At 66.1% G+C, this 22,534-nt stretch carries 21 protein-coding genes; 9 read left to right on the forward strand and 12 right to left on the reverse strand.

The features are described from left to right. Positions 1-45: 45 nt before the first annotated feature. The 7 genes from FAZ69_RS08570 to FAZ69_RS08600 all read right to left on the reverse strand — a co-directional run bounded on the left by FAZ69_RS08570 (position 46) and on the right by FAZ69_RS08600 (position 7,432). On the reverse strand, positions 46-942 hold the full coding sequence (locus tag FAZ69_RS08570; RefSeq protein WP_136893520.1) for a polysaccharide deacetylase family protein: 897 nt from the start codon (positions 940-942) through the stop codon (positions 46-48). Positions 943-952: 10 nt separating this feature from the next. After that, positions 953-2,023 (reverse strand): bifunctional UDP-4-keto-pentose/UDP-xylose synthase, encoded by a 1,071-nt coding sequence (locus tag FAZ69_RS08575; protein ID WP_136893521.1) that lies wholly within the window; start codon positions 2,021-2,023, stop codon positions 953-955. Continuing rightward, entirely contained in the window at positions 2,020-2,967 is a 948-nt protein-coding gene (locus FAZ69_RS08580; RefSeq protein WP_136893522.1) for a formyltransferase, read from the reverse strand. The genes FAZ69_RS08575 and FAZ69_RS08580 overlap by 4 nt, the downstream gene beginning before the upstream one ends. After that, positions 2,964-3,992: a glycosyltransferase gene (locus FAZ69_RS08585; RefSeq protein ID WP_136893523.1), complete on the reverse strand. Its 1,029-nt coding sequence runs from the start codon at positions 3,990-3,992 to the stop codon at positions 2,964-2,966. Before FAZ69_RS08585 ends, FAZ69_RS08580 begins: the two co-directional genes overlap by 4 nt. 6 nt (positions 3,993-3,998) lie before the next feature. Further along, positions 3,999-5,150 carry a DegT/DnrJ/EryC1/StrS family aminotransferase gene (locus FAZ69_RS08590; RefSeq protein ID WP_136893524.1) on the reverse strand — a complete coding sequence of 384 codons (1,152 nt, stop codon included), beginning with the start codon at positions 5,148-5,150 and terminating at the stop codon, positions 3,999-4,001. Between the two features lie 187 nt (positions 5,151-5,337). Next, a complete protein-coding gene (locus FAZ69_RS08595; protein ID WP_136893525.1) occupies positions 5,338-5,709 on the reverse strand; it encodes an SMR family transporter in 372 nt (123 codons plus the stop codon). A gap of 28 nt (positions 5,710-5,737) precedes the next feature. Continuing rightward, the gene (locus tag FAZ69_RS08600; RefSeq protein WP_136893526.1) at positions 5,738-7,432 is read right to left on the reverse strand and encodes a glycosyltransferase family 39 protein; all 1,695 of its coding nucleotides are present in this window, start codon (positions 7,430-7,432) and stop codon (positions 5,738-5,740) included. 6 nt (positions 7,433-7,438) lie between these two features. Here FAZ69_RS08600 and FAZ69_RS33220 point away from each other — a divergent pair, with 6 nt between their 5' ends. Then, positions 7,439-7,606: a hypothetical protein gene (locus FAZ69_RS33220; RefSeq protein WP_169708595.1), complete on the forward strand. Its 168-nt coding sequence runs from the start codon at positions 7,439-7,441 to the stop codon at positions 7,604-7,606. 7 nt (positions 7,607-7,613) lie between these two features. Here FAZ69_RS33220 and FAZ69_RS08605 read toward each other — a convergent pair whose 3' ends face one another. After that, the gene (locus FAZ69_RS08605) at positions 7,614-7,988 is read right to left on the reverse strand and encodes an Mth938-like domain-containing protein (protein WP_136893527.1); all 375 of its coding nucleotides are present in this window, start codon (positions 7,986-7,988) and stop codon (positions 7,614-7,616) included. 413 nt (positions 7,989-8,401) lie between these two features. On the opposite strand from FAZ69_RS08605, the gene FAZ69_RS08610 reads away from it, so the two are divergent. The 6 genes from FAZ69_RS08610 (at position 8,402) to moaE (ending at position 14,718) form a co-directional block, all read left to right on the forward strand. Further along, on the forward strand, positions 8,402-9,649 hold the full coding sequence (locus FAZ69_RS08610; RefSeq protein ID WP_136893528.1) for a pyridoxal phosphate-dependent aminotransferase: 1,248 nt from the start codon (positions 8,402-8,404) through the stop codon (positions 9,647-9,649). A gap of 76 nt (positions 9,650-9,725) precedes the next feature. Further along, on the forward strand, positions 9,726-11,051 hold the full coding sequence (locus FAZ69_RS08615) for a homoserine dehydrogenase (RefSeq protein WP_136893529.1): 1,326 nt from the start codon (positions 9,726-9,728) through the stop codon (positions 11,049-11,051). A 9-nt stretch (positions 11,052-11,060) separates the two neighbouring features. Continuing rightward, entirely contained in the window at positions 11,061-12,512 is a 1,452-nt protein-coding gene (thrC, locus tag FAZ69_RS08620; protein ID WP_136893530.1) for a threonine synthase, read from the forward strand. Between the two features lie 153 nt (positions 12,513-12,665). Beyond that, positions 12,666-13,913, forward strand: coding sequence for a molybdopterin molybdotransferase MoeA (locus tag FAZ69_RS08625; protein WP_136893531.1), 1,248 nt, complete (start codon positions 12,666-12,668; stop codon positions 13,911-13,913). An 8-nt stretch (positions 13,914-13,921) separates the two neighbouring features. Continuing rightward, complete coding sequence (gene moaD / locus FAZ69_RS08630) at positions 13,922-14,179, forward strand: molybdopterin converting factor subunit 1 (RefSeq protein ID WP_136893532.1); 258 nt, start codon at positions 13,922-13,924, stop codon at positions 14,177-14,179. A gap of 23 nt (positions 14,180-14,202) precedes the next feature. Beyond that, on the forward strand, positions 14,203-14,718 hold the full coding sequence (gene moaE / locus FAZ69_RS08635) for a molybdopterin synthase catalytic subunit MoaE (protein ID WP_136893533.1): 516 nt from the start codon (positions 14,203-14,205) through the stop codon (positions 14,716-14,718). A 51-nt stretch (positions 14,719-14,769) separates the two neighbouring features. Here the strand turns inward: moaE and FAZ69_RS08640 are convergent, their stop codons facing one another. Next, complete coding sequence (locus FAZ69_RS08640; RefSeq protein WP_136893534.1) at positions 14,770-15,327, reverse strand: group III truncated hemoglobin; 558 nt, start codon at positions 15,325-15,327, stop codon at positions 14,770-14,772. Positions 15,328-15,624: 297 nt separating this feature from the next. On the opposite strand from FAZ69_RS08640, the gene FAZ69_RS08645 reads away from it, so the two are divergent. Further along, entirely contained in the window at positions 15,625-16,110 is a 486-nt protein-coding gene (locus tag FAZ69_RS08645) for an Rrf2 family transcriptional regulator (RefSeq protein ID WP_136893677.1), read from the forward strand. A 131-nt stretch (positions 16,111-16,241) separates the two neighbouring features. After that, entirely contained in the window at positions 16,242-18,839 is a 2,598-nt protein-coding gene (clpB, locus tag FAZ69_RS08650; protein ID WP_136893535.1) for an ATP-dependent chaperone ClpB, read from the forward strand. Positions 18,840-18,963: 124 nt separating this feature from the next. Here the strand turns inward: clpB and FAZ69_RS08655 are convergent, their stop codons facing one another. The 3 genes from FAZ69_RS08655 to pbpC all read right to left on the reverse strand — a co-directional run bounded on the left by FAZ69_RS08655 (position 18,964) and on the right by pbpC (position 22,489). Continuing rightward, entirely contained in the window at positions 18,964-19,413 is a 450-nt protein-coding gene (locus tag FAZ69_RS08655) for a YidB family protein (protein WP_136893536.1), read from the reverse strand. Between the two features lie 108 nt (positions 19,414-19,521). Continuing rightward, on the reverse strand, positions 19,522-19,992 hold the full coding sequence (locus tag FAZ69_RS08660) for a ComEA family DNA-binding protein (RefSeq protein WP_136893537.1): 471 nt from the start codon (positions 19,990-19,992) through the stop codon (positions 19,522-19,524). A gap of 202 nt (positions 19,993-20,194) precedes the next feature. Next, positions 20,195-22,489, reverse strand: coding sequence for a penicillin-binding protein 1C (gene pbpC / locus FAZ69_RS08665; protein WP_136893538.1), 2,295 nt, complete (start codon positions 22,487-22,489; stop codon positions 20,195-20,197). Between the last annotated feature and the right edge of the window lie 45 nt (positions 22,490-22,534).

Here is a 22,534-nt window from a genome sequence, read left to right on the forward strand (position 1 = left end):
GTTTTCTTGAGAGCGAAGGAGGCGACCCAGGCCTGCGGTACGCGATCAGTCGGGCTGGACGATCAATTCGCCGGAACGGCCCGCGATCTCGCCCCATACGACAGGGTACGATGGCAGGGTGTCGCGGTCCAGCGCAGCATGATAGTCGCCCATCGTCGCAAATGTGTGACCTTGCGCGCGCCAGCCGGCCAGCAGCTGCTCGAACACGGGGGCGAGCTTCTGGCCTTCGAGCTCGGCATGCAGCGTGAACACCTGATCGTGCGGATTGTGCTCGGTCTGCTTGAGGATGCTGGCGGCGACGCTGGTTTCGTCGACGCCGTCGATGCCGAGCACTTCGTCGAGCGTCGGCAGCGTGGTGGGCATCTGCACGTGCGTCAGGGTCTTGCCGTCGACGACCGGAAAGTACGGTGCATGCCCGCGGCCGTCTGACGCGTAGCGTATTCCCCACGCGTCGATCTGCTTGAACGCGTGGCCGTTCATCTGCCAGCCGGCCGCGCCGTGCGTGACGGGCGGCGCGCCGAAGATGTCGGTGAAGCGCTCGTAGCTCTTTTGCATCTCGCGCGCAGTCCAGTCGGGCGAGCGCGTGCGCACGTTGTCCTGCCAGTAGACGTGGTCCCACGTATGGATGCCGCATTCGAAGCCGGCTTCGTGGATCGCGCGCATTTCGGCGGCGGCCTTGATGCCGATGTCGGGACCGGGCAGCAGCACGCCGTACATCAACTGCTTCACGCCGTAGTGCTCGACGACCGAGGTGCGCGACACCTTCTTGAGGAACCCCGGGCGCAGCGCGCGCCGCATCGCCCAGCCGGTGTGGTCGGGCCCGAGGCTGAAGAGGTAGGTGGCGCGCGCCTTGAAGCGGTCGAGCAGGCGCGCGAGGTTCGGCACGCCTTCGCGCGTGCCGCGCAGCGTGTCGACGTCGATCTTCAGGACGATGCGGGCCAAGGAGCGGTCCTTATCCTTGCTGCTCGACGAGCGCGCGGGCGTCGGCGACGTGGCCGCGATACGCTTCGAAGATCTTGCGCAACGCGTCGTCGAACGTAGCTTGCGGCGCCCAGTTCAATTCCTGCATCGTGTTGTCGATCTTCGGCACGCGGTTCTGCACGTCCTGATAGCCCGTGCCGTAGTACGCGCCCGACGAGGTTTCGACGAGCTTCACCTGCTTCGCCGAATCCGCGTACTCGGTGTACTCGGCCGCCAGCGCGAGCATCTTGTGCGCGAGCTCGCGCACCGAGAAGTTGTTCTTCGGATTGCCGATGTTGTAGATCTTGCCGGAGGCTACGCCGTTCGAATTCTCGATGATCTTCATCAGCGCGCTGATGCCGTCGTCGATGTCGGTGAAGGCGCGCTTTTGCGAGCCGCCGTCGACGAGGCTGATGTTCTCGCCGCGCACGATATGGCCGAGAAACTGCGTGACCACGCGCGAGCTGCCTTCCTTCGGCGTGTAGATCGAGTCGAGGCCCGGGCCGATCCAGTTGAACGGGCGGAACAGCGTGAAGTTCAGGCCTTCCTGCATGCCATAGCCCCAGATCACGCGATCCATCAGCTGCTTCGAGCAGGCGTAGATCCAGCGCGGCTTGTTGATCGGGCCGTAGGTGAGCTGCGAGGCTTCAGGATCGAACTCCTCGTCGCTGCACATGCCGTAGACCTCGGAGGTCGACGGGAACACGAGGTGCTTCTTGTATTTCACCGCCGAGCGCACGATCGGCAGGTTCGCCTCGAAGTCGAGCTCGAACACGCGCAGCGGCTGCTGCACGTAAGTGGCGGGCGTGGCGATCGCGACGAGCGGCAGAATCACGTCGCACTTGCGCACGTGGTACTCGACCCACTCCTTGTTGATCGTGATGTCGCCTTCGAAGAAGTGCATCCGCTCGTGATTCGCGAGGTCACCCAGGCGATCGGTCTGCATGTCCATGCCGAAGACTTCCCAGTTGGTGGTCTCGAGAATGCGCTTGGACAGGTGGTGGCCGATGAAGCCATTGACGCCCAGAATCAGGACTTTTTTACCGGAACCTTCGATTTTCATGGAGTGCGGGAAGAGTGAATGAGCTGGACGAACTGCGAAGGGGTGACGACGGGTTGATCGCCGTCGCGCTGGTGGCGCAGTTCGGAAATGGCGACGGTCCGGCCGTCGCCGCAGACGCCGAAAAATGCATTATCGCTTACGTGCAGTCCCGGCGGCAAATCCGCCAGGCTCGCCGTGTGCGGCACGCCGGGACCTTCCAGGCGCGCCCTCGCGACGATGAAGCGCTCGCCGCCGATGTCGGTGAAGGCGCCGGGATAGGGCGGCGCGACCGCGCGGATCAGGTTGTAGACGCGTTGCGCCGGCTGTGACCAATCGATGCGGCCGTCCTCGGGCTTGCGTCCGCCGAAGTAGCTGCCGTGCGCGAGGTCGTTCGGCAGATGCGGCGCTTCGCCCTTGATGAGCGCGGGCAGCACGCGCCAGAGCGTCTGCTCGGCGGCGACCGTGACCTTGTCGAACACTTGCGCAGCGGTGTCGTCGGGCAGGATCGGCACCGGCGTCTGCGCGACGATCGCGCCGGCGTCGGGTTTGGCGGCCATCTCGTGCAGCGTCGCGCCCGTTTCGTTTTCGCCGTTGAGCACCGCCCAGTTGGTCGGCACCCGGCCGCGATACTTCGGCAAGAGCGAGCCGTGCATGTTGTACGCGCCGCGCGAGGCGATCGCGAGCAGGTCGGCCGGCAGCATGTGCCGGTAGTAGAACGAGAAGATGAAATCGGGCTGGGTGCGGCTCACGGCTTCGCGCAGCTCGGCGCTCTTTGGATCGGCGGGCGTGATCGTGGGGATGCCGTGCTCGGCCGCCACGGCGGCGACGCTGCCGAACCAGATGTTCTCGGCGGCGCTGTCTTCGTGCGTGACGACGAGCGCCACGTCGACGCCGCCCGCCAGCAGCACCTGCAGGCAGCGCACGCCGACGTTGTGATAGGCGAAGACGACGGCGCGCGGTTTCATCGGTTGACCCCTTGATCGGCGACGTTGGCGGCGACGGTCTGCGCGGGAATCCCCGCGACGTGCTCGCCGTTGCGCTCTTCGAGGATCGTCTGCACGAGATAGCGCGGACGGGCGCGCACTTGCTGGTAGATGCGTCCGATGTACTCGCCGAGCAGGCCGAGCGCGAAGATGATCACGCCGAGCAGGAAGAATGTGATGGCGAACAGCGTGAACACGCCCTGGACTTCCGCGCCGATCACGAAGCGGCGAATCAGGAGCAGCACGAACAGGCCCGCCGAGCCCAGCGACAGGATCACGCCGATGAACGACAGCCATTGCAGCGGCACGACCGAGAAGCCCGTCACAAGGTCGAAATTGAGGCGGATCAGGCTGTAGAGCGAGTACTTCGACTCGCCCGCGAAACGCTCCTCGTGCGCGACCTCGACCTCGATCGGGTTCTGCGCGAACGTGTAGGCGAGCGCGGGAATGAAGGTGTTGATCTCGCCGCAGCGGTTGATCGTGTCGATGATGTGGCGGCTGTAGGCGCGCAGCATGCAGCCCTGGTCGGTCATCTTGATGCGCGTGATGCGCTCGCGCAGGCGGTTCATCGCGCGCGACGCCTTGCGCCGCCACAGGCTGTCCTGGCGCTGCAGGCGGATCGAGCCGACGTAGTCGTAGCCCTCGCGCATCTTCGCGACGAGCTTGCCGATCTCCTCGGGCGGGTTCTGCAAATCGGCGTCGAGCGTGATGACGACGTTGCCGCGCGACTGCTCGAAGCCCGCGAGGATCGCCATGTGCTGGCCGTAGTTGCCGTTCAGCAGGATCACGCGCGTCGTGTCCGGCCGGGCGCGGAACTGTTCGGCGAGCATCGCCGCGGATCTGTCGCGGCTGCCGTCGTTGATGAGGATGACCTCGTAGGTCGTGCCGAGCGCATCGAGCGCTGGATAGAGGCGCGCGAAGAGCGCGGCAAGCCCCGCCTCCTCGTTGTATACGGGGATGACGATCGAGACTTCGGGGGGCGCCAAGCGATGTTCCGTGTGACTCATTTCCGCTTATTTTCCGTATCGTTCGCAAATTTCATTGACGGCGGCCGCCACGCGCGCCACATCGGCTTCGGTCATCTGCGTGAAGAGCGGCAGCGTGACCGTCGTTGCCCCGAAGCGCTCAGCGTGCGGGAACATGCCCGGCTTGAAGCCGCGCTCGCGGTACAGCGTGAAGAGATGGATCGCCGGGTAGTGCACGCCCGAGCCGATGCCGCGTTGTTTCAATTGCTCCATGAAGCCCGCGCGATCGAGCGTGAGGCGCGCTAGCGGCAGCGTGATCTGGAACATGTGCCAGTTGCTGTTCTCGAAGTCGGCGACCGGCAGCCCGGCGCCGAGCTTCACCGCCGCACCGCCTTCGAGCTGCGCGAAATAGGCGCGCGCGAGCTCCCGGCGCCGCGCGTTGAAGCGTTCGATGTGCGCGAGCTGGCCGAGTCCGACGCGCGCCGCGACGTCAGTGAGGTTGTACTTGCCGCCGAGCACGTCGCAGTCCATGCCGTCGAAGCCGGTGCGCGTGATGCCTTGCAGACGGTACTTGGCCGCGAGCAGCGCCTCTTCCTCGTTGTTGAGCACGAGCGCGCCGCCTTCGATCGAAGTCAGGTTCTTGTTCGGATGGAAGCTGAACGAGACGATGTCGCCGAACGCGCCGATGCGCTTGCCTTTCCAGGTCGAGCCGAGCGCCTGCGCGGCGTCCTCGATCACGCGCAGCTTATGGGTGCGGGCGATCTCGTAGAGCCTGTCCATGTCGACGGGCAGGCCTGCGAGATAGACCGGGATGATCGCCTTCGTGCGCGGCGTGATCGCTTTCTCGACGAGATCGAGGTCGATGTTGCGGGTGACGGGATCGATGTCCGCGAACACGGGGGTCGCCCCGACTTCGTAGATGACGTTGCTCGTCGCGACCCACGACGCCGGCGTCGTGATCACTTCGTCTCCCGGGCCGACGCCGGCGATCCGCAAGCCGATTTCGAGCGTCGCGGTGCCGGAGTTGAACGCGCGCACCGGGCGCCCGCCGAAGTACCCGGACAGCGCCGCCTCGAACTTCTGGTTCTGCGGGCCGGTCGTGATCCAGCCCGAGCGCAGCACGTCGGCTACGCCTTGAATCGTTTCCTCGTCGATCTCGGGCCGCACGAACGGCAAAAAGGGGAGTGATTCCTGACTCATGAGTGCCTGGCTCGTGTAAGGGTTGGCAAGCAATGCCCGCACCGCTTGTGGCGGCGCGGCAACGGTTTATGCATTTGCTTAAAGCACTGGCGGCCGAAACAGCGTTCCAGGCCGCCTTTCAATTTATACGCGCGAATCGCGTCCGGGAGCGCGCCACGCGCGCGGCCGTGCGCATGAATGGCGTGCATCAACTGCGCGCCAGCACGAACACGCCGATCAGGATGATGCCGATGCCGACGAGCCGCTGTATCGACAACACTTCGCCGAACAGGTACCAGGCCGCGAAGGCGTTGACGACGTAGCCGAGCGAGAGCATCGGATACGCAATCGACACGTCGACCCGCGACAGCCCGACGACCCACACGCCCACGCTGATCACATAGCACGCGAGACCGCCGATGATCGGCAATTGCGTCGCGAGCCTGAACCCGATGGGCAGAATGTTCGCACGGGTGAATTCGAAGTGTCCAACGGCATTCACGCCGGCCTTCAGGAGCAGTTGTGCGCCGGCGTTCAGGGCCACGCCGGTCAGGATGCAGATGAGTGAGATCGGGTTCATCGGTTAGATGGCGTCAGGCGAAGTGGAATCAAGGCTGGGCATTGGCGGCCGGCTTTTCGACGATCACGCGCCGCGCGTCCTGGGCGATCACGTGCATCGGCAGGCCGTCGGCGGCGAATCGCGGATAGAGGTTGGCCGGAATCAGCGCGAGCGCGTACTTGTCGGCCTTCCAGCGCGCTTCCCATTCGGCGATCGTGGGCACCCATTTCTGCGGCTCCTCCGTGACGCCGAAGCGCAGTTCGTCGGCATTCTCGACCATGATCATCGTGTGACCGACGTAGAACGGCACCGTATGGTCGAGCACGCCGACCGAGTAGAACGGCGTATCGGGCGGCAGCTTCGCGAGCGCGGCCTTGACGGGCGGCGCGAGCAGGGCGCCCGAGCTCTGGCGTCCGAACGCGTCGTGGCCGGTGCCGGCGATCGTGCCGAGCATGAGCCAGGCCGTGCCGAATACGATGACGGCGGGCAGCACGCCGGCGCGCTTGCAGCGGGTCATGGCGACGGCGGCGAGCGTCAGCGCGAGCGCGGCGCCGATGGCCGCCCACACCCACACCTGGTAGGCGCGATAGAGCGCGTTCGGCGTGCGCGCGTCGCCTTGCATGCCGAGGAAGATCGTCCCGAAGGCGGCGATCACGAGGAAGACCGCGTAGCCGATCCAATGGCGGCGCAGCGACTCGCGCTCGATGAGCGGCAGGTACATGCCGAGGATCAGCGCGAGCGCGGGCGCGACGGGCAGCACGTACGAAATCAGCTTCGAGTGCGAGGCGCTGAAGAACAGGAAGATGAAGGCGGACCAGAGAAGCAGCATCGTCGCCGGCGCGAAGCCGTTCGGCTGGCGCGGCAGCAGCACCGCATGGCGGATGCTTTTCCAGCTGATCGACAGCCATGGCAGGAAGCCGACCAGGATCACGATCGCGAAGTAGTAGAACGGACCGGGCCGGTTCTGCTCGGGCGTCAGGTAGCGCTGGAACTGCTGGACGATGAAGAAGAAGTTGAAGAACTCGGGATTGCGCTCCTGCACGAGCAGGAACCAGGGCGTCGCGATGGCGAAGAAGACGACGAGCCCGCTCACGAGATACAAACGCCTCCAGATCGCCCAATCGCGCGCGATCAGCGTATAGAGGACGAGCACCGCGCCCGGCAGGATCAGGCCGATCAGTCCTTTGGAGAGCACCGCGAGCGCCATCGACGCCCAGCAGGCCCACATCCAGAGCCGCGCCTTGGATGCCGGCAGCCCTGGCCGCTGCGCGAGCAGCAGCGAGCAGAGCGAGAGCTCCATCCAGAACGACAGGGCCATGTCGAGCGAATTGAAGTGGCCCATCAGGTTCCAGTACGGCGAGCAGGCGAGGATGGCCGCCGCGGCGAGGCCCGCTGCCGCGTTGAACACGCGCGCACCGGTGAAGCCCACGAGCAGCACGCCGGCAAAGCCGGTGAGCGCCGTATAGAGGCGCGCCTGCCAGTCGCCGATGCCGAACCACGCGAACGTGAGCGCGTTGGCCCAGGTTTGCAGCGGCGGCTTTTCGAAATACTTGTAGCCGTTGTAGCGGGGCGTGATCCAGTCGCCCGTGACGAACATCTCGCGTGCCATTTCGGCGTAGCGGCCTTCGTCGCTCGGCAGCAGGTGGCGCCAGCCGAGCGGCACGAACCAGACGGCGGCGAGCGCGAGGATGAGCAGCAGCAGGGTGGTGCGATTGAGCGGTAGCCGGTTAGGCGTATCGTTCATTTTGGTATGAGCCTGTCAGTCGATGCCGCGCGAGGCGGCGTGGTGGGCACGGTACTGCGCGAGCAGGTCCAGGGCGTGGGCGCCACGGACGGCGGGCGCAGCGAGGCCGGCGCCGGGCCGGGTGCGAGCCGCAATCGTCAGTCGGCGGCGCGGATGATACACGCGCCGGCTTAGCCGTGGCTTATGCCTCGATCAAGAGCGCGGCCGCCACCTTGCGGCCTTCGGCCATCAGGATGTTGTAGGTCCGGCAGGCCGCCATGAAATCCATGCTCTCGACGCCGATGCGCCTGGCGGCGAGCGCGGCGGTCAGGCGCGGATGCGGAAAGCGCAGGCGCGATCCGGTGCCGAACACGACGACTTCCGGGGCCGGCGCGATCAGATATTCGAAGTGCTCGGACGTGAGCGCATCGAACGACGACACGGGCCAGGGGATGACGGGGGCTTCGGGCAGCACGATGATGCTGCCTTCGTAGCGCTGCAGATTGACTTCGACATAGCCGGCGCCATAACCGGTCACGGTGTTGAGGGCGCCGCTCGAATCCTGATGTAGTTTCAAATTGGTTTTCCGTTGTGCCGATGGGTCTCGCGCCCGCCGGGTCCGCGTGCCGGACAGCCGGTCTCCCGGACCCGCGCGGCCGGGCCACGCAATAGGATGCCGGGGGGGCGAAGCACCGCGTACGGGACGAAGTCGAGCCGGGGAAAGATCAAAAGCAGGCCGAAAGCACTTGCCGCGCGCCGTTGGTGCATTGCGGAAGTCGGCCAAAATCCGCTAAATTATAGCTTTTTAGCCGCCTGGCTGCGGCTATTGCCTTGCGCGACGCCATAAGCGGCGCGCAACCCCATCAGACAAGTCCGACTTCGCATCAGACAAGTCCACCGTGAGCGTGCGCGGACCGGCCGCTCGCAGTGCCGCGCAGCACCGCCTAGCATCACCCAGCGCTTCCCCGTCTTCAGGCTTTCCCAGGAATAGTGCCCGCCGTGAAACCGATTCTGAAATCGAACAAGCTGCTCAACGTCTGCTACGACATCCGCGGGCCCGTGCTCGAGCACGCCAAGCGCCTCGAGGAAGAGGGCCACCGCATCATCAAGCTGAACATCGGCAACCTCGCGCCGTTCGGCTTCGACGCTCCGGACGAGATCATCCAGGACATGATCCGCAACCTGCCCATGTCGTCGGGCTATTCGGACTCGAAGGGCGTGTTCGCGGCGCGCAAGGCGATCATGCACGAGACGCAGCAGAAGGGCGTGCAGGGCGTCGAGCTCGACGATATTTACATCGGCAACGGCGCGTCCGAGCTGATCGTGATGGCGACCCAGGGGCTGCTCAACGACGGCGACGAGGTGCTGCTGCCGGCGCCCGACTACCCGCTCTGGACCGCCGCCGTGAGCCTGTCGGGCGGCACGCCCGTGCACTACCTGTGCGACGAGTCGAACGGCTGGATGCCCGATCTCGACGACATCCGCGCGAAGATCACGCCGAACACGCGCGCGCTCGTCATCATCAACCCGAACAACCCCACGGGCGCCCTTTATTCCGACGAACTGCTGCTGGACCTGATCGAGATCGCGCGCCGGCACGGCCTCGTGATCTTCGCCGACGAGGTCTACGACAAGATCGTCTACGACGGCAAGAAGCACACGTCGATCGCGGCGCTTTCCGAAGATGTGCTCACGGTCACCTTCAACAGCCTCTCGAAGAGCTACCGCTCGTGCGGCTATCGCGCGGGCTGGATGTTCCTCTCGGGCCTGACGGGCGAGAACCGCCGCCGCGCGAAGGACTATTTCGAAGGGCTCGGCATCCTCGCGTCGATGCGCCTGTGCCCGAACGTGCCGGGCCAGTACGCGATCCAGACCGCGCTCGGCGGCTACCAGAGCATCAACGACCTGATCGTGCCGGCGGGCCGCCTCTACAAGCAGCGCCAGATCGCCTACGACATGCTCACGTCGATCCCCGGCGTCACCTGCGTGAAGCCCGAGGCGGCGCTCTATATGTTCCCGCGTCTCGACCCGAAGATGTATCCGATCGAGAACGACCAGCAGTTCATCCTCGACCTGCTGCTCGAGGAGCGCGTGCTGCTCGTGCAGGGCACGGGCTTCAACTGGCCGAAGCCGGATCATTTCCGCGTCGTGTTCCTGCCGAACGCGGACGATCTCGCCGATTCGATCAACCGCATCGCGCGCTTCCTGGACGGCTATCGCAAGCGCCATTTCACCTGACGCGCCGGCTTCCGGCTTTCGCCCGGCAACGGTCCCTTATCATCAACGCTTCACTCACATAGAACACACACGCTGCATGGAACCGATCAAAGTTGGCCTGTTGGGCTTCGGCACGGTGGGCAGCGGCACCTTCACGGTACTGCGCCGCAACCAGGAAGAAATCAAACGACGCGCGGGCCGCGGCATCGAGGTCGCGCGCATCGCGGTGCGCAATCCGGCCAAGGCGCAGGCGGCGCTCGGCGATAGCGCGCTGTTTCCGCTCATTACCGATGACTTCGCCGCTGTCGTCGACGATCCGTCGATCGGCATCGTCGCCGAGATGATCGGCGGCACGACGATCGCGCGCGAACTGGTGCTGCGCGCGATCGCCAACGGCAAGCACGTGGTGACGGCCAACAAGGCGCTCCTCGCGGTGCACGGCACCGAGATCTTCGAGGCGGCGCGCGCCAAGGGCGTGATGGTCGCGTTCGAGGCGGCCGTGGCTGGCGGCATCCCGATCATCAAGGCGCTGCGCGAGGGGCTGACGGCCAATCGCATCCAGTACATCGCCGGCATCATCAACGGCACGACGAACTACATCCTCTCCGAGATGCGCGAGCGCGGGCTCGATTTCGCGACGGCCCTGAAGGGCGCGCAGGAGCTCGGCTACGCGGAAGCCGATCCGACCTTCGACATCGAGGGCGTCGACGCCGCGCACAAGGTCACGATCATGAGCGCGATCGCGTTCGGCGTGCCGGTGCAGTTCGAGCGCGCCTACATCGAAGGCATCAGCAAGCTCGCCGCGATCGACATCAAGTACGCGGAAGACCTCGGCTACCGCATCAAGCTCCTCGGCATCACGCGCCGCACCGAGCGCGGCATCGAGCTGCGCGTGCATCCCACGCTGATTCCGGCCAAGCGTCTGCTTGCGAACGTCGAAGGCGCGATGAACGCGGTCGTCGTGCACGGCGACGCGGTCGGCGCGACGCTGTACTACGGCAAGGGCGCGGGCGCGGAGCCGACGGCTTCGGCGGTGGTCGCCGATCTCGTCGACGTCACGCGCCTGCACACGGCGGACCCCGAGCATCGCGTGCCGCACCTCGCGTTCCAGCCCGAGAGCCTGTCGAACACGCCGATTCTCCCGATCGAAGAGGTGACGAGCGGCTACTACCTGCGTCTGCGCGTGGCCGACGTGACCGGCGTGCTCGCCGACATCACGCGCATCCTCGCCGATTCGGGCATCTCGATCGATGCGCTCCTGCAGAAGGAATCGGAGCAGGTCGACGACGGCGGCGAGACCGACGTCATCATCATCACGCACGAAACGCTCGAGAAGAACGTCAACGCGTCGATCGTCCAGATCGAAGCGCTCTCGACGGTCGTCTCGAAGGTCACGAAGCTGCGCATGGAAGCGCTGAACTAGGTCTGCGACATGAACTACATCTCCACGCGCGGCGCCGGCATCGGCGAGCGCCATACGTTCTCCGACATCCTTCTGGGCGGTCTCGCGAAGGATGGCGGCCTGTACCTGCCCGCCGACTATCCGCGCGTTTCGGCCGACGAGCTCGCGCGCTGGCGCACGCTGTCGTACGCGGACCTCGCGTTCGAAGTGCTGTCGAAGTTCAGCGACGACATCCCGGCGGAAGACCTGCGCGCGCTCGCGCGCCGCACCTACACGGCCGACGTCTATTGCAACGTGCGCGACGGCGAAAGCGCCGCGCAGATCACGCCGCTCAAGCCGCTCGGCGTCGAGTCGGGCGCGCCGCTGTCGCTGCTCGAGCTGTCGAACGGCCCCACGCTCGCGTTCAAGGACATGGCGATGCAGCTGCTCGGCAACCTGTTCGAGTACGCGCTGGCGAAGACGGGCCGCACGCTCAACATCCTCGGCGCGACCTCCGGCGACACGGGCAGCGCCGCCGAATACGCGATGCGCGGCAAGCAGGGCGTTCGCGTCTTCATGCTCTCTCCGCACAAGAAGATGAGCGCGTTCCAGACCGCGCAGATGTACAGCCTGCAAGATCCGAACATCTTCAACATCGCCGTGGAAGGCGTGTTCGACGACTGCCAGGACATCGTCAAGGCCGTCTCGAACGATCACGCGTTCAAGGCGAACTACAAGATCGGCACGGTCAATTCGATCAACTGGGCACGCGTCGTCGCGCAGGTCGTCTACTACTTCAAGGGCTATTTTGCGGCCACGAAGTCGAACGACGAGCGTGTGTCGTTCACCGTGCCGTCGGGCAATTTCGGCAACGTCTGCGCGGGCCACATCGCGCGCATGATGGGGCTGCCGATCGAAAAGCTCGTTGTTGCAACCAACGAGAACGACGTGCTCGACGAGTTCTTCAAGAGCGGCGTCTACCGCGTGCGCGGCTCGGCCGAGACCTATCACACGAGCAGCCCGAGCATGGACATCTCGAAGGCGTCGAACTTCGAGCGCTTCGTGTTCGACCTGCTCGGGCGCGATCCGGCGCGCGTGCTGCAGCTGTTCCGCGACGTCGAGGAGAAGGGCGGCTTCGATCTGGCCGCGAGCGGCGATTTCGCGCGCGTGCGCGAGTTCGGCTTCGTGTCGGGCAGCAGCACGCACGCGGACCGCGTCGGTGTGATTCGCGACGTCTATCAGCGTTATCACACGATGATCGACACGCATACCGCCGACGGTCTCAAGGTCGCGCGCGAGCACCTGCAAGCCGGGGTCCCGATGGTCGTGCTCGAAACGGCGCAGCCGCTCAAGTTCGGCGAAACGATTCGCGAAGCGCTCGCGCGCGAGCCCGAGCGGCCCGCCGCGTTCGCCGGGCTCGAAGCGCTGCCGCAGCGGTTCGAGGTCCTGCCGGGCGATGCCGGGCAGGTCAAGGCGTTCATCGCTGCGAACGTGCGCGGCTGAACGTCGGGTTGATCCCCCGGGTTGATCTCCCGGGCGATCCCCATGTCGAAGCGATCAAAACGGGCGCAGGCGCAGCTTCTCTATAAGCTGCGCCTTGCGCGGCCCGTCTGGCAGGCCGCTACAATGCTCTTTTAAGACTTGCCCGTCAGATCGATGTCCACGCCTTCCTCTCCGGCGCCGCGCGCGCCGATGCTGTCGACCGCCGAGGCGCTCGCCACGCTCCTCGCCGCAGCCCGTCCCCTCGCCGAAACGGAAACGGTCTCCACGCTCGATGCCTTGAATCGCGTGCTCGCCGTGGATGTCGTGTCGCCGCTCGACGTCCCGCCAATGCACACGAGTGCGATGGACGGCTACGCGGTGCGCACGGCGGACCTGTCGCACGGCGACCGGCGTCTGCCCGTCTCGCAGCGCATTCCGGCAGGCCATGCGCCCCAGCCGCTCGCAGCAGGCACGGCGGCGCGCATTTTCACGGGCGCGACGCTGCCGCCGGGCGCCGACGCCGTGGTGATGCAGGAGCAGACCCAGGCTGCGGGCGACGAAGTCGAAATCCTGCACACGCCGAAAGCGGGCGAATGGATCACCGCGCAAGGCGCCGACATCCGGCGCGGCGCCGTGATCCTGCCGGCCGGCACGCGTCTCGCGCCGCAGGCGCTGGGCCTTGCCGCGTCGATCGGCTGCGCGCAATTGACAGTCACGCGGCGCGTGAAAGTGGCCGTGTTCTTTACTGGCGACGAACTGACGATGCCGGGCGAACCGCTCAAGCCCGGCGCGATCTACAACTCGAGCCGCTTCACGCTGCGCGGCCTGCTCGAGAGGCTCGGCTGCGAGGTGACCGACTACGGCATCGTCCCCGACGATCGCGAGGCGACGCGCGCGACGCTGCGCGAAGCCGCTCGTGAGCACGATTTGATCCTGACCTCGGGCGGCGTCTCGGTCGGCGAGGAAGACCACGTGAAGCCGGCGGTCGAGGCCGAAGGGCGGCTCGCGATGTGGCAGATTGCGATGAAGCCGGGCAAGCCGCTTGCCTTCGGCGCGGTTCGCCGCGGGGACGGGGTAGGCGAAGCGTTCTTCATCGGCCTGCCCGGCAACCCGGTGTCGAGCTTCGTGACGTTCCTGCTGTTCGTGCGGCCGTTCCTGCTGCGCGTCGCGGGTGTCAAGCACGTCGCGCCGCGCGCCTTGTCGTTGCGCGCCGATTTTTCGCAGACGAAGGGGGATCGCCGCAACGAGTTCCTGCGCGCGCGCGTGAACCCGGCGGGCGGCCTCGACCTGTTCCCGAATCAGAGCTCGGCGGTGCTGACCTCGACGGTCTGGGGCGACGGCTTGATCGACAACCCGCCCAATCACGCGATCAGCGCGGGCGAAACCGTGCGATTCATTCCCTTTTCCGAGTTGCTGGGCTGACGAACGAGATGAAGATTCAACTGAGATATTTCGCCAGCGTGCGCGAGGCGCTGGGCGTGGCCGAGGAGTCGGCCGAGGCGCCTGAAGGCGTCGCGACCGTCGGCGACGTGCGCGCCTGGCTGCGCACGCGCGGCGGCGCCTGGGCCGACGCGCTCGCGGAAGGCCGTGCGCTGCGCATGGCCTGCAATCACGAGATGACCGACGCCGGCACCCGTATCACGGAAGGCTGCGAGGTCGCTTTCTTTCCGCCCGTCACGGGCGGCTGACGCGCAACAACCAGAGGCCGACGATGACAGTCCGAGTCCAAACCGCCGATTTCGACCTGACCGCCGAAGTGGCGGGCCTGCGCGCCGACAATCCGAAAGTCGGCGCGATCGCCTGCTTCGTCGGCACCGTGCGCGACTTGAACGAAGGCGAGCGTGTCGAGGCGATGGAGCTCGAGCACTATCCGGGCATGACCGAAAAGGCGCTCGAAGCGATCGCCGCCGAGTCGCGCCGCCGCTGGCCGGGGTCGGATGTCCTGATCGTCCACCGGGTCGGCAAGCTCTATCCGCTCGACCAGATCGTGCTCGTTGCCACGACGGCCGCGCATCGGGGCGATGCGTTTGCCTCGTGCGAGTTCGTGATGGACTACCTGAAGACCCAGGCGCCGTTCTGGAAGAAGGAAAAGACCGATGCGGGTGAGCGCTGGGTCGACGCCCGCTCGACCGACGATGCTGCGCTCGCGCGCTGGGGTATCGAGCCGGGCAATTCGGGCGCCGGCGCTTCGCCGAGCAACGCGGACCGCGCCGAATACGACGAGTAGAGCGCTGGCGCGCCAGCCGCGGCAGCAGTTAATCGCGGCGGAAGGGCGAGTCTACGACTCGCTGTCGTTGGCCGAACGGCCGATGATTTTCGCGGGAAACGGCTCGCCGCGCGGACGCGCGTCGTGCGCGTCGTCCCTGCCGCCGCGCTTGGGCGCGATCAGGTCGAGCAGCGCCTGCTGCTCCGGCGGCACCACGTAATCCCAGCCGAAGCGGCTCAACTGCAGGCTTTGCGCGATCCGCAGCGCGGGCTCCATGAAGCGCACGGCCGCCGCTGGCTCATAGCGGTTTTCGACGGTATCCAGAAACAGATGCAGCCAGCGGCTGAAATGGCGCGGCTCAACGCCTTCGAGCGGGGCATGCGCCTGTTGCACGTTGCCGCGGTATTGCTTCGCGCCGAGCACGAGACTGCCCCAGAAAATACACATCTTGGGCAGATGATCGTCCCAGCGGCCCGCGAGGACCGCGTCGAACACCGGGCCCAGCAGCGCATCGGCGCGCACGCGGCCGTAGAACGCGTACACGAGCTCGCGGATATTGGCCTCGGTGGGCTCGGCATAGCGGGCGGGCGAAGGAAGGTCGGAAGGCTGCGGAATGGACGTCGAATTCATCTGGCGAATCGCGCGAATCCGGTGAGCGGCCGCGCGCAGTAAAAAGGGTGAAAGCGGTGTTGACAATCGTTGAAACGAATTTCGCGCTTTCGAAACGTTAAATTGCGACACTAATCGCTCGATTGGGCGAAATTTGAAGCACAATGGCGTTCGGATCTCCGGATAACGTGTATATAAAATGCATGTTATGGCGAAGTCAGACCGTCGGCAACCCCGAGGCCGTTGCGGTCTTTTGCCCGATTTCATTGGCGCACCCGGGCGCACGCGGACGTCGGGGGCCTAGTCACCATTGCACTCATGAGACTAACCGACTATACCGATTACGCGTTGCGCGTAATGCTCTACCTCGCGGTGCGCGAAGACGGCCTGGCGACCATTCAGGATATTTCGGATGCGTACGGCATTTCGAAAAATCATTTGATGAAAGTCGTGCAGCGGCTCGGCGAATTGGGCTGGATCGAAACGATCCGCGGCCGCAACGGCGGTCTGCGGTTGTTTGAGACGTCGCTGCAATTGAGTGTCGGCGAAGTGGTGCGTGCCACCGAGAGCGATTTCGCGCTCGTCGGCTGCCTCGCGGATGAGGGCGTCGCGTCGCGCACCTGCGTCATCGAGCCGCACTGCCGGCTCAAGCATGTTTTTCAGGAGGCGCGCGGCGCGTTTCTCGCAGAGCTGGACCGCCACACGCTCGCCGAGCTGGCGCAGCCGGCGGCTCCGCTCTCAGCGCTGCTCGCCATCCGGACCGTGGTGCCGATCGCCGTCGACGACGCAGCGCCGTCCGGCTGAGCGGGCTTCACTCCCGCCTGTGTCGCTTCTAAATAAAAGCTGCCTGTCCGTGTGAAAAAACGACAAAAAAGCGCTTGAAACACGCGGCGAACGCCTCATTTTGGTGATATTCGAAAATTGGAGATCTCTTGATGAGAATCGACAAACTCACCACCAAATTCCAAGAGGCACTGGCCGACGCTCAGAGCCTGGCCGTCGGCCGCAACAATCAGTACATGGAACCGGTGCACGTGCTCGCCGCGCTCGTCGCGCAAGAGGACGGCTCCGCGCGCTCGCTGCTCTCGCGCTCCGGCGTTCACGTCCAGGCGCTGCAAACGGCGCTGAACGAGGCGATCTCGCGCCTGCCGCAAGTGCAGGGCACCGACGGCAACGTGCAGCTGAGCCGCGAGCTCAACGGCTTGCTGAACCAGGCCGACAAGGAAGCGCAGCAGCTTAACGACACCTATATCGCGAGCGAAATGTTCCTGCTCGCGGTGGCCGACGACAAAGGCGACGTGGGCAAGCTCGCGCGCCAGTACGGTCTCACTCGCAAGGCGCTGGAAGCGGCGATCGCCGCCGTGCGCGGCGGCGCGCAGGTGCACAGCCAGGATGCCGAGAGCCAACGCGAGGCGCTCAAGAAATACACCATCGATCTGACCGAGCGCGCCCGCGCGGGCAAGCTCGATCCCGTGATCGGCCGCGACGACGAGATCCGCCGCTCGATCCAGATCCTGCAGCGCCGCACCAAGAACAACCCGGTGCTGATCGGCGAGCCGGGCGTCGGCAAGACGGCGATCGTCGAAGGGCTCGCGCAGCGGATCGTCAACGGCGAGGTGCCGGATTCGCTCAAGAGCAAGCGCGTGCTGTCGCTCGACATGGCGGGGCTGCTCGCCGGCGCGAAGTATCGCGGCGAGTTCGAGGAGCGTCTGAAGGCCGTGCTGCACGACATCGCCAAGGACGAAGGCCAGACCATCGTCTTCATCGACGAAATCCATACGATGGTCGGCGCTGGCAAGGCCGAAGGCGCGATGGACGCGGGCAACATGCTGAAGCCGGCGCTCTCGCGCGGCGAGCTGCATTGCATCGGCGCGACCACGCTCGACGAGTACCGCAAGTACATCGAGAAGGACGCGGCGCTCGAGCGCCGGTTCCAGAAGGTGCTCGTCGACGAGCCGTCGGTCGAGGCGACGATCGCGATCCTGCGCGGCCTGCAGGAGAAGTACGAGCTGCACCACGGCGTCGAGATCACCGACCCGGCGATCGTCGCCGCGGCCGAGCTGTCGCATCGCTACATCACAGACCGCTTCCTGCCGGACAAGGCCATCGACCTGATCGACGAAGCCGCGTCGAAGATCAAGATGGAGATCGATTCGAAGCCGGAAGAGATGGACAAGCTCGATCGCCGCCTGATCCAGTTGAAGATCGAGCGCGAAGCCGTCAAGAAGGAGAAGGACGAAGCATCGCAGAAGCGCCTGCAGCTGATCGAGGAAGAGATCGATCGCCTGAACCGCGAATATTCGGATCTCGAAGAAATCTGGACCGCCGAGAAAGCGGCGGTGCAGGGCAGCGCGCAGTTGAAGGAAGAGATCGACAAGATTCGCGCGGAAATCACGCGGCTGCAGCGCGAGGGCAAGCTCGAGAAGGTCGCGGAGCTGCAGTACGGCAAGCTGCCGGAGCTCGAGGCGCGCCTGAAGCAGGTGACGCAGGCCGAGGCGAAGGAGCAGAACAACCCGACGCGTCCGCGTCTGTTGCGCACGCAGGTCGGCGCCGAGGAGATCGCGGAGGTCGTGTCGCGTTCGACAGGCATCCCGGTGTCGCGGATGATGCAGGGCGAGCGCGAAAAGCTGCTGCAGATCGAAGAGAAGCTGCATGAGCGCGTGATCGGCCAGGACGAGGCGATCAACGCGGTGGCCGATGCGATCCGCCGTTCGCGCGCGGGGCTGTCCGATCCGAACCGCCCGTATGGCTCGTTCCTGTTCCTCGGGCCGACGGGCGTCGGCAAGACGGAGCTGTGCAAGGCGCTGGCGTCGTTCCTGTTCGATTCGGAGGACCACCTGATCCGCATCGACATGAGCGAGTTCATGGAGAAGCACAGCGTCGCGCGTCTGATCGGTGCGCCGCCGGGCTACGTCGGCTATGAGGAAGGCGGCTATCTGACCGAGGCCGTGCGTCGCAAGCCGTACAGCGTGATTCTGCTCGACGAGGTCGAGAAGGCGCACCCGGATGTGTTCAACGTGCTCCTGCAAGTGCTCGACGACGGCCGCATGACCGATGGCCAGGGCCGCACCGTGGACTTCAAGAACACGGTGATCGTGATGACGTCGAACCTGGGCTCGCAAGTGATCCAGGCGATGGTCGGCGAGCCGCAGGAAGCGGTGAAGGAAGCGGTCTGGGTCGAGGTGAAGCAGCAGTTCCGGCCCGAGTTCCTGAACCGGATCGACGATGTCGTCGTGTTCCATTCGCTCGATCGCTCGAACATCGAATCGATCGCGAAGATCCAGTTGCAGCGACTGCATGACCGTCTTGCGAAGCTCGACATGCAGCTTGTCGTGTCGGATGAGGCGCTCGAGCAGATCGCCAAGGTCGGCTACGATCCGCTGTTCGGCGCGCGGCCGCTGAAGCGCGCGATCCAGCAGGAGATCGAGAATCCGGTCGCGAAGCTGATCCTCTCCGGCAAGTTCGGTCCGAAGGACGTGATTCCGGTCGAAGCGGAAGACGGCAAGCTCGTGTTCGAGCGCGTCGTGCACTAAGCGGAACGCCGCTGGCGTCAGCGTCCGACCTTAAAGCAAACACCCCGCGCGAGCGGGGTGTTTGCCATTCACGCAGCGAACGCGTCCGATCGGGCGCCCGCCGCGTTGCTGAAGTGCGGCGCTATCAGGCGTCCTTCTTGCCGAACAGGCTGCCCGCAAGCGAAGCCAGACCGCCGGCGCCGCCGAGCGAGCCCAGCACGCTCGACACATCGAGCTGGCCGCCCTCCGGGACTTGGCCATCCGGCGTCGCGCTGTTGACGACGTGCGGCAGCACTTGCGCGAGCAGTCCCGACACTTGGTCGGGCGACACCCCGGCCTTCTGCGCGATGCCGGAGAGCGCGTCGGAGCCGAGCACGTTCTGCAGCGTTTCCGGCGAAATGGCCTGGTTCGCGCCGTTGCTGATCCACGAGCTGACGATCTCGCCGGCGCCGTTTTCGTGGAACTTCTGGACCAGGCCGCTCAAGCCGCCGGGCTGGTTGTTGACGAATTCCAGGGCGGCCTGGATCAGGTTCTGGCTGCCTTCCGGCGACGCATTGTTGCCGAGCAGGGAGGAGACGGTGTCGAGCAAGCTCATGACGGACTCTCTTGGGGAGCGGCATCGCGCGTGGCGTTGGATGCCGGTGGGTGGAAGGCGCCGCGCGGGGCGGCGCGGCGGGATCGAGCGACTATCGGCAGTGGGCGATCAGCCGGCCGACGCGGCCGAAGCCGCCTTGCCCTTCTTCTTCGAGGCTTTGCCGCCCGATGCGGCCATCGGCGCGCTCGCGGCGGCGCTGGATGCCGCGGCCGTCGCCGACGGCGCAGCACTCTTCGACGCGGCTTTGGCGGCCGGCGCCGAAGTAGCTGTGGCGCTCGTGCTCTTGGCGCCCGCGCCGGTCGGCGGCGCCGACGATCCGCCGATCGTCAAACCTTCCGCTTCGAGCTTCGTCACCGATTTCGTGCCGAGACCCTTGACGCGGTTGGCGAGGTCGTCGGCGTCCTTGAACGGACCGTTCTTGGTGCGCTCGTCGATGATCGCCTTCGACTTGACGGGACCCAGGCCCTTCAGGCTTTCGAGCGTGGTCTGATCGGCCGTGTTGACGTCGACGGAGGCCGCGAACGCCGCGGACATCGTCAGGAAGCAAGCAACGCACAGCAATAACAGCTTCTTCAGCATGGCAATGACTCCATTGAGGGCAACGGAAAAAACGGCCGGGAACGGACGACGCATTGCAGCAGGCGCTGCCGATAAGCATAGGACAAAGTGCGGGCCCTTTTTGTGACGCGGTCAGAGTTTGCCCGCGCCGTATGAGCGGTGTAAAGATCTTCTGACAATTCCTGAGGTTTTCTTCGGCTGGCGTATCGGCATTAGAGAGGCATCAGCGCGGCGTCGGCGCCGATGCGCCGGCAAGCGGCTTTGCGCCTTTTGCACCATGGGAGCCGCCGCTCGCGGCGGCTCGCTTGACGTTCGCTCCGCGCACCTCGAAGCGCACGGTGTCGGCGACGTTGCCGCGCGCATCGATCAGTTCCAGCTTGTGCATTCCCGGCCACGGCAGCCAGGCGACGCGCGCCGCGCCGCCGAGCGCGCGGCCGTCGAGCCGCCAGGCGCTGCGCGCCGGCGAGCCCGGTGCGCGCTCGAACCAGACGCGCTGGCGCTCCACAGGGATGTCCGGGTCGAGCGCGAAGATCGTGCCGTCGGTCGGGCCGGCGATTTGGGGCGCGGCGGCTTGGGCGTTGCCTTTGGCATCGGCCGCATTTGCGGCAAGGCCGACGAACGGCATTTGCGTGCCAGCGAGGAACCAGTCGTCCCGCGCGGGCTCGAGCGCATTTTCGAACACGACGCGTGTGCGCACGACGCCCGGCGGCGCAGCGGGCGCGATGCTCGGCGCATTCCGGTGCAGATAGCCGGCGATCGCCGCCCACACGGGCGCCGCGCCGGAGACGCCGGAGACGTCCCACATCGGCGTGCCGTCCGCATTGCCGACCCACACGCCGATCGTGTAGCGCGACGTGAAGCCGACGGTCCAGTTGTCGCGCATGTCCTTGCTGGTGCCGGTCTTCACGGCCGAGAAGAAGCGCGTCGCGAGCGGGCTGTCGAAGCCGAAGGTGCGCGTGCGGGCGTTGTTGTCCGAGAGCACGGTCGTGACGATGAAGCTCGCGTCGCGGCTGAAAACGCGCGTTTCCGGCTGGTTTGCCGAAACGCGCGCGGGTTGCGAGCCGCGCGGCAGATCGTACGTCGGCCGCGGCACGCCGCCGTTGGCGAGCGCGCGATACGCGTTGGCGAGCGTGATCAGGCTCACGTCCGCGCTGCCGAGCGCGAGACTGTAGCCGTAGTAGTCGCCTTCCTGCGTCAGCGGCAGGCCGAGCGCGGTGAGTGTCTTCGCGAAGCGGTGCGGCGTGACCATCACGAGCGTGCGCACCGCCGGCACATTCAGCGACGAGCCGAGCGCCGTGCGTACGCTCACCCAGCCCTTGAAGCCTTTGTCGTAGTTCTGCGGCATGTAGAGGCCGCCGCCGGCGGCGAGGTCGAGCGGCGCGTCGTCGAGGAGCGAAGCGGTCGTCACGCGCCGCTCGTCGATCGCCTCGGCGTAGAGGAACGGCTTGAGCGTCGAGCCGGCCTGCCGCAGCGCGAGCACCGCGTCGACGTCGCGCGCCTTCGACAGCGCGCCTGACGAGCCGACATAGGCGAGGATCTCGCCCGAGACGTTGTCGATGACGATGGCCGCACCGTCCTGCACGTTGCGCCGGTGCGGCGGGGCGTTCAGCTCGATCAGCGTGCGCGTGAGCGTGTCGCGCGCGAAGCGTTGCAGGCGCGCGTCGAGCGTCGAGCGCACGCGCATGCCCGCGCCCGGGTGGAGCTCGTTCGCGATGCGCCGTGCGAAGTGGGGGGCGAGGGTGTCGGAATCGGTTGCCGAGGACGTGGCGGACGCCGCCAACGAGGCCGCCGGCCGCGCGAATGCCAACTGCACGAAGCCGTCGAGATTCGCGCAGCCGCTCGCCGAGTCCATGTCGCGCAGGATGCGGCAGGCGCGCTCGGCCACTTTCCGGTAAGGGGCGTTCGGCGCGCGGATCAGCGCGGCGGCGATGGCCGCTTCGCGCTCGTCGAGGCCGGACGGCGCCTTGCCGAAGAGCGTCTGCGAGATCGCCGCGAGACCGACCGTCTCGCCTCGGAACGGCACGAGGTTCAAGTACGCCTCGAGGATCTGGTCCTTACGCCAGCTTCGCTCGAGCCAAAGCGCGTTCGCGGCCTGGACGGCCTTTTGCGCGATCGATCGTTGTCCCGAGCGTTTCGGGTCGTCGTCGAGCAGGCCGGTGAGCTGCATCGTGACCGTCGACGCGCCGCGAGTGCGCGTGTTCCACAGGTTGCCCCACGCCGCGCCCGCGACGCCGCGCCAGTCCACGCCGCTGTGCGCGTAGAAGCGCTTGTCCTCGGAGACGACGATCGCCTCGCGCAGCGCGGGCGATACATCGGCGAGCGCGACCCAGTCGCCGCGCCGCTCGCTGCGATCGGCGCGCGTGCGCGCAAGCGGCTCGCCGTCGCGGGCGAGCAGGATCCAATCGGAGCTGCGCCAGTCGTTTTTGACGGTGTCGAAGGTGGGCAGTGCGTGAGCGCAAAGTGGGAGCACGGCGAGCGCGGCCGTTGCAGCCCAGCGCGACATGGACCGCAACGGCATGCGCAAGCGCTTCCTCGCAACGCATGAGAGCGCGTCTTGCAACGG

It is taken from the genome of Trinickia terrae (assembly GCF_005144415.1).
Taxonomy (GTDB): domain Bacteria; phylum Pseudomonadota; class Gammaproteobacteria; order Burkholderiales; family Burkholderiaceae; genus Trinickia_A; species Trinickia_A terrae.

Coding starts and splice junctions, on each gene's coding strand:
- FAZ69_RS08575 (WP_136893521.1), bottom strand. CDS start 2,023: ATGAAAATCGAAGGTTCCGGTAAAAAAGTCCTGATTCTGGGCGTCAAT.
- FAZ69_RS08580 (WP_136893522.1), bottom strand. CDS start 2,967: ATGAAACCGCGCGCCGTCGTCTTCGCCTATCACAACGTCGGCGTGCGC.
- FAZ69_RS08585 (WP_136893523.1), bottom strand. CDS start 3,992: ATGAGTCACACGGAACATCGCTTGGCGCCCCCCGAAGTCTCGATCGTC.
- FAZ69_RS08590 (WP_136893524.1), bottom strand. CDS start 5,150: ATGAGTCAGGAATCACTCCCCTTTTTGCCGTTCGTGCGGCCCGAGATC.
- FAZ69_RS08595 (WP_136893525.1), bottom strand. CDS start 5,709: ATGAACCCGATCTCACTCATCTGCATCCTGACCGGCGTGGCCCTGAAC.
- FAZ69_RS08600 (WP_136893526.1), bottom strand. CDS start 7,432: ATGAACGATACGCCTAACCGGCTACCGCTCAATCGCACCACCCTGCTG.
- FAZ69_RS33220 (WP_169708595.1), top strand. CDS start 7,439: ATGAGCCTGTCAGTCGATGCCGCGCGAGGCGGCGTGGTGGGCACGGTA.
- FAZ69_RS08615 (WP_136893529.1), top strand. CDS start 9,726: ATGGAACCGATCAAAGTTGGCCTGTTGGGCTTCGGCACGGTGGGCAGC.
- thrC (WP_136893530.1), top strand. CDS start 11,061: ATGAACTACATCTCCACGCGCGGCGCCGGCATCGGCGAGCGCCATACG.
- FAZ69_RS08625 (WP_136893531.1), top strand. CDS start 12,666: ATGTCCACGCCTTCCTCTCCGGCGCCGCGCGCGCCGATGCTGTCGACC.
- moaD (WP_136893532.1), top strand. CDS start 13,922: ATGAAGATTCAACTGAGATATTTCGCCAGCGTGCGCGAGGCGCTGGGC.
- moaE (WP_136893533.1), top strand. CDS start 14,203: ATGACAGTCCGAGTCCAAACCGCCGATTTCGACCTGACCGCCGAAGTG.
- FAZ69_RS08640 (WP_136893534.1), bottom strand. CDS start 15,327: ATGAATTCGACGTCCATTCCGCAGCCTTCCGACCTTCCTTCGCCCGCC.
- FAZ69_RS08645 (WP_136893677.1), top strand. CDS start 15,625: ATGAGACTAACCGACTATACCGATTACGCGTTGCGCGTAATGCTCTAC.
- clpB (WP_136893535.1), top strand. CDS start 16,242: ATGAGAATCGACAAACTCACCACCAAATTCCAAGAGGCACTGGCCGAC.
- FAZ69_RS08655 (WP_136893536.1), bottom strand. CDS start 19,413: ATGAGCTTGCTCGACACCGTCTCCTCCCTGCTCGGCAACAATGCGTCG.
- FAZ69_RS08660 (WP_136893537.1), bottom strand. CDS start 19,992: ATGCTGAAGAAGCTGTTATTGCTGTGCGTTGCTTGCTTCCTGACGATG.
- pbpC (WP_136893538.1), bottom strand. CDS start 22,489: ATGCCGTTGCGGTCCATGTCGCGCTGGGCTGCAACGGCCGCGCTCGCC.